Origin of the sequence: Azospirillum sp. A23 (genome assembly GCF_042938965.1) — a bacterium.
Classification (GTDB): domain Bacteria; phylum Pseudomonadota; class Alphaproteobacteria; order Azospirillales; family Azospirillaceae; genus Azospirillum; species Azospirillum melinis.
The window spans coordinates 107,391-121,354 of sequence record NZ_CP170672.1; the positions used below are offsets into that span (position 1 = coordinate 107,391).

At 62.2% G+C, this 13,964-nt stretch carries 15 protein-coding genes; 14 read left to right on the top strand and 1 reads right to left on the bottom strand.

All coding sequences use genetic code 11. The features are described 5' to 3' along the window. Positions 1–2 precede the first annotated feature (2 nt). From ABNQ40_RS35405 to ABNQ40_RS35465, 13 genes are all read left to right on the top strand, one after another. The gene (locus tag ABNQ40_RS35405; RefSeq protein ID WP_377806635.1) at positions 3–848 is read left to right on the top strand and encodes a 3'-5' exonuclease; all 846 of its coding nucleotides are present in this window, start codon (positions 3–5) and stop codon (positions 846–848) included. Between the two features lie 355 nt (positions 849–1,203). Next, a complete protein-coding gene (locus ABNQ40_RS35410; RefSeq protein WP_377806634.1) occupies positions 1,204–2,346 on the top strand; it encodes a hypothetical protein in 1,143 nt (380 codons plus the stop codon). Positions 2,347–2,518: 172 nt separating this feature from the next. Continuing rightward, the gene (locus tag ABNQ40_RS35415; RefSeq protein WP_377806633.1) at positions 2,519–2,992 is read left to right on the top strand and encodes a DUF411 domain-containing protein; all 474 of its coding nucleotides are present in this window, start codon (positions 2,519–2,521) and stop codon (positions 2,990–2,992) included. Positions 2,993–3,015: 23 nt separating this feature from the next. Continuing rightward, positions 3,016–3,645, top strand: coding sequence for a hypothetical protein (locus tag ABNQ40_RS35420; RefSeq protein ID WP_377806632.1), 630 nt, complete (start codon positions 3,016–3,018; stop codon positions 3,643–3,645). A 413-nt stretch (positions 3,646–4,058) separates the two neighbouring features. Continuing rightward, a complete protein-coding gene (locus ABNQ40_RS35425; protein WP_391349797.1) occupies positions 4,059–6,170 on the top strand; it encodes a ParB/RepB/Spo0J family partition protein in 2,112 nt (703 codons plus the stop codon). 67 nt (positions 6,171–6,237) lie between these two features. Next, positions 6,238–6,690: a hypothetical protein gene (locus ABNQ40_RS35430; protein WP_377806630.1), complete on the top strand. Its 453-nt coding sequence runs from the start codon at positions 6,238–6,240 to the stop codon at positions 6,688–6,690. Between the two features lie 109 nt (positions 6,691–6,799). Next, positions 6,800–7,285 (top strand): hypothetical protein, encoded by a 486-nt coding sequence (locus tag ABNQ40_RS35435; protein ID WP_377806629.1) that lies wholly within the window; start codon positions 6,800–6,802, stop codon positions 7,283–7,285. 172 nt (positions 7,286–7,457) lie between these two features. Further along, positions 7,458–7,637 carry a hypothetical protein gene (locus ABNQ40_RS35440; RefSeq protein WP_377806628.1) on the top strand — a complete coding sequence of 60 codons (180 nt, stop codon included), beginning with the start codon at positions 7,458–7,460 and terminating at the stop codon, positions 7,635–7,637. A 27-nt stretch (positions 7,638–7,664) separates the two neighbouring features. Beyond that, positions 7,665–9,068, top strand: a complete 1,404-nt coding sequence (locus ABNQ40_RS35445; protein WP_377806627.1) for a DEAD/DEAH box helicase — start codon at positions 7,665–7,667, stop codon at positions 9,066–9,068. Positions 9,069–9,166: 98 nt separating this feature from the next. Further along, positions 9,167–9,607: a hypothetical protein gene (locus ABNQ40_RS35450; RefSeq protein WP_377806626.1), complete on the top strand. Its 441-nt coding sequence runs from the start codon at positions 9,167–9,169 to the stop codon at positions 9,605–9,607. A 239-nt stretch (positions 9,608–9,846) separates the two neighbouring features. Continuing rightward, positions 9,847–10,488 (top strand): HNH endonuclease family protein, encoded by a 642-nt coding sequence (locus tag ABNQ40_RS35455; RefSeq protein WP_377806625.1) that lies wholly within the window; start codon positions 9,847–9,849, stop codon positions 10,486–10,488. A gap of 45 nt (positions 10,489–10,533) precedes the next feature. Further along, positions 10,534–11,339, top strand: a protein-coding gene (locus tag ABNQ40_RS35460) for an IS5 family transposase (protein WP_377810313.1) whose coding sequence is annotated in 2 segments (ribosomal slippage) — positions 10,534–10,861 and positions 10,861–11,339 — 807 coding nt in all. Because the reading frame shifts where the segments join, the coding sequence is not laid out codon by codon here. A 106-nt stretch (positions 11,340–11,445) separates the two neighbouring features. Continuing rightward, positions 11,446–12,027 carry a hypothetical protein gene (locus tag ABNQ40_RS35465; protein WP_377806624.1) on the top strand — a complete coding sequence of 194 codons (582 nt, stop codon included), beginning with the start codon at positions 11,446–11,448 and terminating at the stop codon, positions 12,025–12,027. Between the two features lie 201 nt (positions 12,028–12,228). Here ABNQ40_RS35465 and ABNQ40_RS35470 read toward each other — a convergent pair whose 3' ends face one another. Next, a complete protein-coding gene (locus tag ABNQ40_RS35470; RefSeq protein ID WP_391349801.1) occupies positions 12,229–12,774 on the bottom strand; it encodes a helix-turn-helix domain-containing protein in 546 nt (181 codons plus the stop codon). Positions 12,775–13,416: 642 nt separating this feature from the next. Here ABNQ40_RS35470 and ABNQ40_RS35475 point away from each other — a divergent pair. Continuing rightward, entirely contained in the window at positions 13,417–13,644 is a 228-nt protein-coding gene (locus ABNQ40_RS35475; protein WP_391349816.1) for a DUF4167 domain-containing protein, read from the top strand. Positions 13,645–13,964: the final 320 nt, after the last annotated feature.

Consider the following 13,964-nt stretch of genomic DNA (forward strand, 5'->3'; position numbering starts at 1 on the left):
CCATGCACGATACGCTCCTCGCCCTTGATATCGAGACGATCCCGGACGCCGAGATTATCCCGGCGGACTGGCCGGCCGAGAAGTTTCCGCCGCATCACTGTCACCGTATTGTCGCCGTGTCGTTTGTCGAGGCGGAGATCGATCGCAGCTCCGGCGTTGAGCGTTACCTGATCCGGAACTGCCGGTCGGGCGGAGATCTCGATTATGATGAAGAGCGCATCCTTCGAGGGTTCTGGCAGCGCTTCGGCAAGGTGCGTCCGCGTGTCATCTCCTGGAACGGGCGCGGGTTCGACCTCCCAGTGCTGCGGCTCCGGGCGATGCTGTACGGCATCCAGGCAGCCGCGTGGTTCCAGTCGGGAGACAAATGGACCAATTACGGGCAGCGTTACCAACCAGACTGGCACTGCGATCTGATGGAGCAGGTGTCTGATTACGGCGCCGGACAGCGGATCGGCCTGCAGGACATTTCGAACATGCTTGGGTTGCCCGGGAAAGCTGGGTTCGGCCATGGATCGGAAGTCGCCGACATGATGGCGCGCGGAGAGGTCGAGAAGGTGCGGGCGTACTGCGAGACGGACACGTTGAACCTCTACATCGCCTACATTCGATGGGCGCTGCTCACTGGACGAACGGACCCGGCGGGCCACAACGCGAGCATCGACAGCTTGGTGGACTGCCTTTCGCGGGAGAGAAGCACGCGGCCACACCTTGGCGAATTTCTGGACCGCTGGCAGGCCTCGAAGCGACCCTATCCGATGCATGTCCCGGTGCCACGTCAGGCCATCGTTGACCGGCCTCACCTCGAAAGCAGCGACGTTCTCACCACCAGTCCTACTGAAGTGATCTGATTAGCGCTTGCTTGTGCTGTCCGAACGCGGCGCGTTCGTCATCTGCCCCACACTTCGGGAGTCCGGTGAAAGTGCCGGCTTGGTCGAGCTGTGGCGGCGATTCCCGTTACTGTCAGGAACGAAGAGGCACGGCTGGCGGTTTGCCTGAACGCGTTGAGCATACCGTCCGCCGATACGAAGCTGGTGTCAATGTACTAAGTGGACTTTGGAATAGTGCCGGCCACTGTCAGAGTTGAACAATAATCTGCCCTGGAAATGTAAAAAAAGGGGTGACTGACGAGCCAGGTTCTTCTTGATTGTGTGCGCCCTGTACGGTATTCTATGTGCGTCCCCCCGATGCATTGAGTTACCAATCATGGTCGAGATGATCTTAGGCCTGCCTCATCTTCGCAAAGGGCCGCTCCTTTCCCGCGCTCGTGAACTTGGCGTTCCGGTGCTGGTCAGCGCCAATGCTTTTGCTGTCTACCAGAAGGATGATCTGGGAATTCCGTACTTCGACGGCTTTGACGGAAGAAGTTTTGCCAACGCAAGCGGTATGAAGCTTCAGCTGGACAGTGGGGGTTTTTCGGCCATGAAGCAATACTCGGGCTGGCCTTGGGGGCCGCAGGACTACATCACTTTCGCCAGCTCCCTGCCGGTAGTGCGCTTCTATAGCATGGACTATTGCGTCGAGCCGGAAGTGGCCGGCTCGACTACTGAGGTTCATGACCGGATCTCCCGCACAGTGCGCCTCAACGTGCTCTGCCGGAACCTAGCCATCGAGGCGGGCTCCATCGCCCGCTTTGCTCCCGTGGTGCAGGGCTGGCAGGCCGCGGACTACGGGCGCTGCATTGAGCGCATGCCGTGGCTCTCGAAGCACTCGGTCGTCGGAATCGGCTCCTTTTGCCGACGGCAGCCGCACGGCCCGAATGGCGTTCTCCAAATCCTCTCGCATCTGGATCGTTGGTTACCGGCCAACTGTCGGGTTCACCTCTTCGGATTGCACGGAGAGGCAATGGAGCTGTGCCGTGAGCACCCGAGGGTCATCTCGGTCGATAGCCAAGCTTGGGGTAAGACGGCGCGTTGGGAGGCCTTCCATCGCCGGCGCGGCACTCATGGCAGGCGCAAGACCGATAAGGCCCAGATTGCTCTTCCGTTGCCCGGCCTGGAGCCGCAAGCACCTGTAGCGGATCCCGATTTCAAGAAAACGGACGCATACTGCGCCGAGGTGATGACCGGTTGGATGAACCGCCAGACCCGGCGGCTGAAGAAGGGCGGGTTCGCGTTCCAGGAGGCCCTTCCAATCCTCGCTTCCGTTGCCGAGGCGCCGAAGACCGAATTCGAGGCCTGCATTGAGCGGGCGAAGGAGGAAATCCGTCAGCTCATCGAGGACGGAGAACTGGAACACGACCAGATCACCGAAAACCTGATCCTGGGGTGGGCAGCCGACCTCCTGGACGATACGGACGCTGCAGACCAGGACCTGGACTCGGCCTGCCCCCTCCCCTTGGCTGCCTAACCGCGCCCACAAAAGAGCCGCGGCCGCACCCCCATGCGGGCATTTCGCCGGCTGTCCAAGTCCGACGACACAGCTGAAAGGCGACGATAATCAGCGTCTCTCGAAGGCGAGAGCGTCACCCTTGCCGGTTTAATCTCCCGGCAACGGAAGCGACCCATTCAACAGGTGCACCATGATCCATGTCGAACGCCGCAGCTTCCTTCGTGGAGCCCTCGCTCTCGCCGCTACCGGGATCGTCGTACCGGTCGCCATACAGCCGCTCGCAGCCGCCAGCGTCCCTGAGCTGCGGGTCTATCGGGACGCGTCCTGCGGATGCTGCGGCGCCTGGGTGAAGCGGATGGAGGCCGAGGGGTTCCATCCGAGTGTCGTCATGGTCGACGATCTCGCGCGCAAGAAGGCTGAACTTGGCCTGCCTGACTCCCTCTGGTCGTGCCATTCCGCCACGATTGACGGTTATGTGCTTGAGGGGCATGTCCCGCCCAGTTCCGTGAAGCGCTTGCTGACCGAGCGACCCAATGCCCGAGGCATCGCGGTGCCCAACATGCCCATGGGAGCGCCGGGTATGGAAATGGGCGGGCGGAAGGAAACCTATGCGGTCATGATCTTTGCCGATGGCGCCGATCCTGCCGTGTGGGAATGGCATTGATCCGTACGGGAGGCGCTGATCTCATGAGGCTGATCCAGCTCGTTGCCGTGACCTTCGCCCTCCTGGGGGTGGCCGCGTGCGCTCGGTACCCGCTGGGCATGTCGGAGACCGAGTTCAAGGCGTTGTCGCCCGGACAGCAGCTTGAGGCGCGCAACAAACAGGCGGATCTAGACGCGGCCGAGGAACGCCGCCGTGCAGAGGAGCTTGCAGCGCGGCGCCAGGAGCGGGCGGCTTACATGGCGCGCCTCAATGCTGGCGGGGTCTTCGCGGCGCCGATGCTGCGGCCTTGGGGTGGTGCGGTCCCCTACCCGGTTCCGGTGCCGGTTCCCAGCACCCCGATCGCAAGCACCTACTCGCGCATCCTAATCGTGGGCGGCGTGGTGAACGTGCCGGTCGGGGACGGTCTTGTCAGGACGAGGCGCGACTGGCGACCGGCGCTCCCAGTACCCATCGTTCTGGCCGAGGGTGAAACCGCACTCATTGAGATTGAGCGCGCCGACCGGAAACCCGGTTCGAACACGCTGCGCGTCGCACGTCTGAGCGGGACAATAGTCGTCGGATACGATCAGGAGATCTATCCTCTGGCCGGAACCTATCCGCTCGAAATCAGCGGAGTGATCCGTGGAGCGGTGATCTCGATTGCACCGGGTTGATCCCATCCAGGGGCGGCCGCAGTGTTGAAGCCGGAAAACGGGAAGAGGACGGCGCGGGAGGCTTCGCCGTCCTCACTCCTTTTGGGGCGCGCTTAGTCGGAGCAGACGAGGGCGTTCATTGCCCATTGTTTTGGCTGCGTGCTGGCCGCCAGAAACAGTAGTTACGTTCAAGACCCGGCATCGCATGAGCCGACACTCACTGATAGCCTTTTTTAGGAACGCCGTTTTCTAAACGAGACGATGAGGATCTCTGCCGTCTGCTTCTGACGCCGGTGCGTTGACAAATATTCGGCATAGACGATGGAAAAAATATCGAGCAGTCGCACGTTTTTGCTTGAGCTTATGCGCTCTGTACGATTTATTTGTTCCTGTGCATCGCGTTTCCCCAACGCACTACAGCAGGAACACATATCATGAAAAAGTCGATTGCCCTTTCAAATCTGCGCCGGTCGGAACGTAACGTTCGGAAGACCTATCCGTTTGCTGATGTCCAGTCTATGGCGGCTGATATCAGGGCGCGAGGTTTGCTCCAAAACCTGATCGTTATTCCGACCAGGGACGATGACGACACCTTTGAAGTCGTTGGCGGCGGGCGGCGTCTGGCCGCTCTGGAACTCCTGCGGACCAAAGGCGAGATCGACGGGACTTACGCCGTCGATTGCGCGGTTCGAGAGGCTGACGAGGCCGAAGAGGTGTCGCTTGCGGAGAACGTCCAGCGAGTGAATATGACGCCTGTGGACGAGTACCGTGCGTTTGCCGCGCTCTTGGAGCAGGGCAAGACAGCTGAGAACATTGCCATCCGCTTCGGACTCCCGGTGCGTGCGGTCCAACAGCGTCTGAAACTGGGGCGGCTTAGCCCACGTCTGCTGGACCTGTTCCGTGACGGCAAGATCGACAAGGAAGTGTGCGAGGCGTTCACGTTGTCCGACGATCACGCCATCCAGGAGCGTGTTTACGACGCGCTCAAGCAGTCTCATTCGCTGCCCCCCTATCATATCCGGAAAGAGTTGGCGCAAGAGCGGGTGCCGGTGACCTCCAAGCTCGGGACCTTTGTTCGCGCGGACTACGTGGCGAAGGGCCTGCCCGTCACCGAGGACCTGTTCAAGGAGGATGGGACTTATCTGGACGACCGCACCGCCGCCTTGGAGATTGCCACCGAAAAACTGCGGCGGGAGTGCGACCGGCTGGTCGCCGAAGGCTGGGCATGGGCGAAGCCGATGCTGGAATACGATCATGCGGTGTTCGCGTCGATGCGGAGCACTCGACCGGACCAGGAACGTCAACTCACGGCCGATCAGGAAGACGAGCGCTTGGCTCTGGTCGTTGCGCACAACGAGATCCTCTCCCGCTATCACCCGGAACTCACGGTCGGCAGGCCCGGCGGCGCTGCATCCGTGGAGGATGATGCAGAGTTGGAGGACGACGAAGATGAGGGGGACTACGAGGAGAGCTTCGATGAGGGCGACGAGGACGCTCCCGAGATTCCGCAGGAGGACCTCGACCGCATGGCCGAACTCAAGCGCCTGATTGCCAGGATCGATGCGTCGAAGGGGCGGTTCTACAGCGCCGAACTGAAAGCCAAGGCTGGGGTCTTCGTGCTGATCGGCAGCGACGGCGACTTCGATCTGCGCGAGGGCTACATCGCTCCGGACGCGGTTGGTGAAGGCGAGGCCGCGAACGCGCCGTCCGCTGGCACGCTCATGCAGACCGGTTCCGATAGAAGCGCGAGCAAGCCTGCGCGAGGGCCGTATACGGCGGCTCTGGTCACAGACCTGGAGGCTCACCGGACCCAAGCCTTCCAGCTGGCTCTTGCGCAGGAACCGCAGTACGCGAAGAGCTATCTGATCTATACGCTATGGGTGAAGCTCTCCATGCGCTGCAACATGGCGGCGGCGTCGAACCTGTCGGGGCATTTTGAGCGGCTCTCGGGGAGCGTGGTGAAGATGGGCGAGACGCCCGCTGGTGCTGCCCTCGCCAAATTGCTCGACGCCTTCAAGAGCATGATCGAACCGGAGGACGGCTACAGCGGGCGTGAAGCGTTGCCGCTGTTTCGGACGATCCACAGCCTGTCCGATGCGGACAAGGACGCGGTCCTGGCCGTGCTGTTCGCGCAGACCATCAGCGTCAGCCTGTCCGAGCATGGCGGAAAGCGGGATGACGTGGTTGAGCATATCGGCACCGAGATCGGGTGCGATCCGGCTCGCACATGGAGGCCAACCGCGCCGGAGTTCTGGTCGCGCGTGTCAAAGGGGTTCGTGCTGGACGAAGTGGCCGTGGTCGGCAAGGGGGTGCAGACACTCGCCCCCGCCAAGAAGGCCCAGATGGTCAGCACGCTCGACCGTTGGTTTGGATCGCCCGACGCCATCATGCTCTCGGAACTTGGTCCTGTCGCCGCCGCCGCCGATGCCCCGATCTCGCAGGATATGGTGGCGGGCATCCAGCAGTGGCTGCCGCCCGGAATGGCGTTCGCTGCCGGGGAGGAAGAAAGCAGCTTGGTGACCGGCGCGGACGAGGAAGCCGCCTGATCTGAGTGGCGCGCGTGACCACGCGTCGCGCGCCCTCCCCCGCCACCGCGAAAGCGAGAATACCGACATGGACACCCAGATCACGATCTCCGACAAGGAAGCGGCCAGCCTTCTGGTCCTGCTGCAATTCCTCAAGACCAGCTCGGCAGCGCCCGAAGAAAGCGAGTTCGACCATCCGGAGGGCTCCCTCGACGATATCGAGATCGAACGCCTATGCCAGCGTCTGGAAGGGCATCGGCAAGCCATCGCCGCCGATATTCAGCGCGTCGGTGTTCCGTCGTCCGACACCGACGCCAGCATGGAGGAAATTGAAGAAGGAAGTAATCCGGTGCCCTATATCGTCCGGGTTCGCGCCAGCATCGGCGCGGACTATTGCGTGCTCGCGTGCAGTGCTGCGGAGGCCGAGCGAAAGGCTGAACGGATTGCCCGCATGGACGACTGGTCTACTCGCATCTCCGACAACGACAGCAGCATGGACAGCTTTGCCGTGATTGACAGCCAGCGGGAGGGTGAGGGCTGACTTCGCGATGTGCGCGCGAAAGGCGACGGAAACCGACGTCTTTCGAGTGGGACGGGTCGGCGGATGAATCGCTACACTTCCAGCCCGTGACTTCACACGGGAGCCGACCATGGCCGCTGGCAGCAACACGACCATTGCCAAGATAAGCGGACGAGCAAAGCCCAGCGCGATGGCGTGCCCACGCTGCGGCAGCACGCTCAACGGTGTCACCGAGACCCGCACCCAGTCCGACAACAGCATCCGCCGCAAGCGTACCTGTGCCAGTTGCCGGGGAACCTGGATGACGGCCGAACGTGCGCTGAGCCCCGGTCCGGGAGGCGAGCGCACTCAGCTTGGGTTGCGGACCTTCACAGGCCATGACCCTTGCCCAGCTCCCGATCCGCATACTGGTCCTGTGGCTCCATTGGCGCTGTTTCTGCCTTGGCTGGAAGACCATGAACGCGAGCTTCTGCTTCTCTCCCGCCAGCTCCGGCCTGAGGACCGCCGCGTCCTCAGGGAGCTGACCCGTTCGCTCGGGGCCGGGGCAGCTGCCGAGGCACTGCCGAATGGGGGCGGCACTCAAATCGACCAATATGTGGAAGACGTGGGTGTGTAAGAAGTGACTGCCGCCACTTCGTGATTGTTAGAGTCGGACGCCGCAGATAATTGTCGGGGTGCGACAATAAAGAAAGATCAGTATTTTGCCCTGGTGAGTCATCATCTCTTGAATGATGCGCTCTGTAAGATTAACGTGGTCGTCAAGAGGCCTAAGTCGCACAGGGTGGGCCATGATCCCTATCGTCATTCAGACCGACCGCTTCCCGGTGGGGAACATCGAGGTCTATGGGCGCAAAAGCAACGCCGATCTGATCAGCACAATGGGCGGTGATGCGACCGTGAACGCAATCAACTGCATCACCCAGGCCCACGCTACCGGTAAGCGTGGCCGCCACCTTGCTGCGGCCTGATCGCCGCGATGCGCGTCTGAGGCAAACATGAGCCGTCGTCAACTTCGTCCCTACCAAGTCGAGGATCGCGAGAAGATCCTGCGTGTCCTCCGGCAGCGCCGCCACCCGCTTTACGTCTTGCCGACGGGCGGTGGCAAGACCACCACATTTGTGGAGGTCGCGGAGATCGTGTCGGGGGCTGGCTGGCCGACCTTGATCCTGACCCACCGGTGGGAACTTCTGAGCCAGGCGTCTCAGACGCTGCATCGCCTGCGGCTGCCGCACGGGCTGATCTATCCCGGCCGCATGCTGGCGCAGGAGGATGTCTATGTCGCTTCCATCGACACGCTGGCGTCGCGCCTGGACAACTATGCGCCGTTCCTGACGAAGATTAGGCTCGTTATCGTCGATGAAGCGCATCACGCCGTCTGCGGAAAGTACATGCGGGTCTTCGATGCCTTGGATCGAGCCCTGCGTCTCGGTGTGACAGCGACGCCGTTTCGGGCAGACGGCACCGGGCTTGGACTCGTGTTCGATACGGCGGTCGAGGGGCCGAGCATGTCCTGGCTTACCGAGCAGGCATACCTCGTCCCTGTCGACATCTATGCCCCGCCCCTTCACCTGGATCTTCGCAGCGTCCGGATCAGCTGTGGCGACTATTCGACGTCGGAATTGGAACGCATTCTGAACAACCCGGACGTCACCGAGCCTGCTGTGCAACAGTACGCTCGCCTCGCCTCCGGTCGCCCCGCGATCTTCTTCTGCGTCAGCCGCGCCCACTGCGTCCACGTTGCGGAGCAACTCACGAAGGCCGGGTACGCGGCGGCGCCGGTGGACGGAAAGATGCCGGAGGAAGTGCGCATCGCCCGGCTTAAGGGACTTGCCGACGGAACGTTGCAGGCGCTGACCAGCTGCGAGCTCGTTTCCGAGGGCACCGATGTACCAAATGTCGAAGTCGGGGTCATGCTCCGCCCAACCAAGAGCACTGGACTCTTCCAGCAGCAGGGCGGCCGGTTCACGCGGCCATCCGTTGGAAAGGTCAGGGGCATTCTGATCGACATGGTGGGCAACACCCTGGAGCACGGCATGCTCGACGAGGAGCGGGCATGGTCTCTTGACGGCGGCCACGAGCACCGTGACGTCACACCCGTTCACCGCTGTCGCAGCTGCTTTCGGGTTACGCGTGTCGACGATCGTCGACAGCACTGTCAGGACTGCGGGGAAGCCTTGCCGGCGCGCAAACTGGCGGCCCTCTGTACGCCGGATGACGGCAAGGTGAATCGGCGCAGGGTGATCGCGTCGATGTCGGACGATCAGCTCAAGACCGGGGGCTATCGCACGTTGATGCGGCTCGCCCGCTCCGTCGATGACCTCGAACGGATCGCTCGAGCCAAGAACTACCACCGCGGCTGGGTGCGCTATCAAGCGAAGGAGAAGGGGCTCGCGGCCTAGAGCCCTCGGGAAAGACGGTCAAAACCGACGTCTTTCGCCAACGCGCTGCTGGTGCCCAGTCCGTCATAATGGATGTCATGACCATGAGAGTTTCGAAAGTGCCCTTCCCCACCCTCGCCGAGATCGAACGCAATGTGATCCATTGCCCCGCCGAATGGGTTCGCGATCACACCCCGGTGACCGTCGCCACCATCGACGGTCCGGCCCATCCCCGCGTCGTGTTTGGACACGGCCCGATGGGTGTGTGCCTGCATGAGATCGCCGATGAAACGTGGTGGCTTGTGTTCTGGCGCGATAACGGACGTCTGCTGTCCTGCTGGGAGGATATCCACCAGGCGCAGACCTTTGCCGATACGCTGATGCGGGTTCCCTACATCGACGAGATGCTGGCCGGTATCGACAGCCCGTCCGGCAATCTGCACCCCTGGCTGATCGGCCTGAAGACTGCGGTGATGCAGTTGTCGCTCAACGGCGCGGCCGCCCTCGATCCAACCACCAATCGGCCGGCGCAGCACTTCGAGAACCGTCACTGCACGTAATGCCGTCTGGAGACACCTCATGCCGCCGGCCAACGACAACAAACCGAACACTCAGTCCAAGATGCTCATCGGCGTCCTGCTCGGATTTTGGCTCGGGGTGGTCCTGTCGTACTTTCCGCGCCTCGTTTGATCGGCCGGCGGTGGAGCGAACCCGCCGACCCGGTCGAGCCCGAGCTTGTCCCGATCAACTCCGAGCAACTTCCGCCACGCCCTCCCCGCTCTTGACACGGACCCGCACGATGCCTCGCTTAGCCATCCTCATCGCCGCAATCATGGGCGTCGCCGCTGTTCAGCCAGCGTTGGCCCAGCAGCAGCTGCCACCGGCGGCGGCGGAAATGCGCAAGGGCTATGATCGCAAGGCCTGGGGTGATTGGGAGCCTGTAGAAGGGTGCCTGACGACGCGGCACGCGGTGCTGGCCGCCACATCGCTCGTTCAGCCGAGGCTCCGAAACTGCAAGGTCGTAGCGGGGCTCTGGCGGGATGCCTGGACCGGGGCTGAAATTACCGATCCCAAGAACACGGACATCGATCACGTTGTGCCAGTTCAGGAAGCGCACGACTCCGGAGGGTATCGGTGGGAGACCGCGGTCCGACATCGGTTCTTCAACGACCTGGAGAACCTGGTTGTGACCGGCCGCGAGATAAATCAGCGAAAGGGCGCCTATGGTCCCGAGGCTTGGCTGCCTGAAGGGGAGACCGAACGGTGCTTCTTTGTCCGGCGCTGGATCTACATCAAGCACAAGTGGCAGCTCACCGCCGATGAGCGGGAACTCCAGGCACTGCAAACAGTCCTTCAAACGTGCCCCGTCGACCAGCAGGTCTCCCGAGGGGGCAGCCCAAACCCGACGGCTCCTATCACAGGATCAGAACTCTATCGCTGATCTTAGAGCGCCTAACAAAACGGGGATTGGGCTGTTGGGAGGGGCATGGCTGCACCTCTCGTCTCCGATGCCCTGTGGGCACTGATTGAGCCCTTGCTCCCGCCGGAGCCGCCTAAGCCGAAAGGCGGGCGGCCTCGGCTGGACAACCGCGCGGCGCTGACCGGTATCCTGTTCGTATTGCGCTCCGGCATTCCCTGGGAACTGCTGCCGGTGGAGATGGGATGCGGTTCAGGCATGACCTGTTGGCGCCGGCTGCACGAATGGCATCAGGCCGGCGTCTGGGAGCGGTTGCATCGTTTGCTGCTCGACCGGCTCGGCTATGCCAACGCCATCAACTGGGAGCGGGCTGCGGTGGACAGCGCCGCCATCCCGGCAAAAAGGGGGGCGAGGAGACCGGCCCGAACCCGACGGACCGTGGAAAGCCGGGCTCCAAGCGGCATATCCTCGTCGATGCCAATGGCATCCCGCTCGCCTTGAAGATCTCTCCCGCCAACCGGCACGACAGCAAGCTGTTGGAGCCGTTGGTCGATGCGGTACCGGCAATCCGCCAGTGTGCCGGCCGGCCACGACGTCGTCCGGCCAAACTGCACGCTGACAAGGGCTACGACTTTGCCCACTGCCGGCGGGCGTTGCGCCGCCGCGCGATCATTCCACGCATCGCCCGACGCGGCATCGAGAGCAGCGAGCGCCTGGGACGGCACCGATGGGTGGTCGAGCGAACCCTGGCCTGGTTTGCCCGCTTCCGCCGTATCGCCGTCCGTTATGAACGCCGAGCCGACATCTTCACCGCCTTCCACCACATTGCCGCCGGCCTCATCTGCTGGCGCTTCGTCCAGAGATGGTTCTGTTAGGCGCTCTTAGGGCATTCGGCCCGAGTGAGCGATTCAGCAGCGCGCGCCCAGACGGCCCCCGCTTGGCCGCACCGCAGGATCGATGGGCGTCGCACAAGGACATCGAATGACCAGCATAATGCCGCCCGATCGCACCCGCACTGGGACTTCAGGCCCGTCCGTGGTAACGGTCGGAAACATGACCTCGACTTCGGACACGACGATGCCCAGAGCAGTTAATGCGGCGATCATGACCAGTGAAGCCTTCGTTTGGTGGCTGCACACGATGCAGTGGACCCACTCCAAGGCGGCGCAAGAACTGGGTCTCAGCATGAGCCGCATCGACGAGATGCTGCGAGGCGCAAAGCGTGGCACGAACACGCCCACGACCATCCCCGCCTACATGTCCTTGGCTTGTGCAGCGCTTGCGGAGGGACTGCCGCCGTTCGCGTGGGACGAGAAGAAAGGCGTGATGCCGCCCGAGGATTTTGAGCGGTGGCGGGCGGAAATGGGACAGGAGTTGGAATTGGGCAAGCCCGTTCCCTTCCGGCAAATCGCGGCCATGCTTGGATTGAGCAGCGTTGAAACGCCTGCGTACTGGGCGCGTGGCGTGCGCCGGGATGGGAAGCCCGCGCCAATCTATCGTGACCGTGCCCTGGCTCTTAATGCGCTCCTGCATGGCGTCATGCCATGGACCGCGGAGCGCTAAGCCTAGGAAGAGTGCCTTGATGCCGCTCGCACTTGGCCAGAGATGCTGTGCGTCGCCGACCTGCACCGGGAAGCTGCCCGTGCGCCGGTGCCGGTCGGGCGGCCTAGCAAAATCTTGAAATTCCCTTGAGCCCGGCGGTGATCGCCTGAAGGTCATCCGCGGCGGGCTCTTGGTCGTCGCTGCGTAGTTGCGACATTGAGTTTAACCGGGATCGGAAGAGCTCAACCTCGTTAGAGCCTTCGCCAAGTCGATCAGGCTCCTGCGCACGGACAGGTCGCTGATGGTGTAGTAGGCACGGACCAGCTCCAGAGTTTCGCGCTTGACCATCGGATCCGGCTCGTAGGCGGTGCCGGAGTGCTCGCCGATCACTGCTGCGCCGTCTTCGTCGACCGGGGCCGCCGCAACATGAGACGGCATGTCATCGAAGAAGAAGGACAGGGGCACATCAAGCACGCGCGTTAGATAGAATAGGCGTGACGCGCTGATGCGGTTCGCCCCGCGCTCGTATTTTTGTACCTGCTGAAAGGTGAGACCAATGGCCTCCCCCAGTTTTTGCTGACTCATACCAAGAAGGGTTCGACGTAACCGGATGCGAGCCCCAACATGCGCGTCAATCGGGTTGGCTCCCTGCTTCTTGCGGCCGCGGGTCTGCTTCGGCTTGGTATCGTTGCTAATCGTAGGTGAACTCCTTATGCAGCGGCTGCAGTGGGCATTTGGAAAGGTGACACTGGGGCTGTGGTAAGGCATGCCGGATTCAGGAGACCGGCGCCGGGCGATGCACTACCTGGGATCATCGCCCACCCGGCCGGGAAGGCTACCTCGTGGCCGAAGTAATCTAGTCGGTTATGCGCCTCCAAAGCGGCCTTGAAGCCGCGCGCGGCGACACTGCCGAACTCACAGATGGGGCCGAGAGGGCTCAGCTTCACAGTGCTGTGCATACTCATTGCTTCTGACGGGGGAGGTCGCCAATGGCTTCACTCCACTGGTCGTCGAGGCCAAAATAAGAGATATCTGTTAACGGGTCAATGAGCGATATCGCTTTAGCGCGGCGATGGATAGAGCGCTTCGGAGCGGCCCAAAGCCCTTTCCAAGAAGTATGTTGAGGAAATGGGCCTCGGTTTCGCCATCGGCGCTTTGTGACTGCATCGCCCCCAATGCTCAGCATTGAAGAGGATCGGGAAGGTTATGTCGGGGATGCGCTGGAGAAGGTGCTGGTCAGTCGCGGGGTCAAAGTCCACGAGGCTAGGAATGACGGCGAGTAGCGGCTGGATGGCTCTTTGGCAGTTGATTGCCCAGGTCAGCGGAAGCGGTGGTATGCTGTCGGCACCTTGAAAACACTCAAGCGCACCTGACCAGAAAGACGCAAACAGAATGTCAGTCTCAAAGCCCATGGGAAAGCAGTTTTCGAGGCCTGCATTCGGCACGGCACGGTCACAGAGCAGCCTCTCTCAGGGCGGCGTGCGGCCGGCGAGCCGAGTGAATGGAACGGCACAGCAGAAACAAGCTCAATGGCTTGCCCGTGCAGCTGACGCGGAGCGTAGTGGCGATGCGGTCGAAGCAGAGTTGTGTCGGCAATACGCCGAGCATTTCTTTCGCGTGTCACGAGGACAGGAATGAGGGGCTCTGCGGAGAACGGAGGCAGCATAGCCCGGGCGTAGAGTGCAAAGCACGGCAGACGGCACTCGCCAAATGGACGACATGCTGTTCGACCGCGACGCAGTTGATTGTGCCAGGTGATCCAAGAGCTTTGCGTTGCGTACTTCGAGCCGACAGGGGGCCCACCTGCTTCTGTCCGCCCTGCCCTTCAGTGCCGACAGTTTTCTCAAGGGCGTCGCCAAGCGGTGAGCCTGCGAGCGGACAGCCCTCATAGCTGAATAAGTCAGGTTCGATTGCTACCGAAGCAGGATCAACGGTCTTGAAAATCGGTGCTGCCCGCC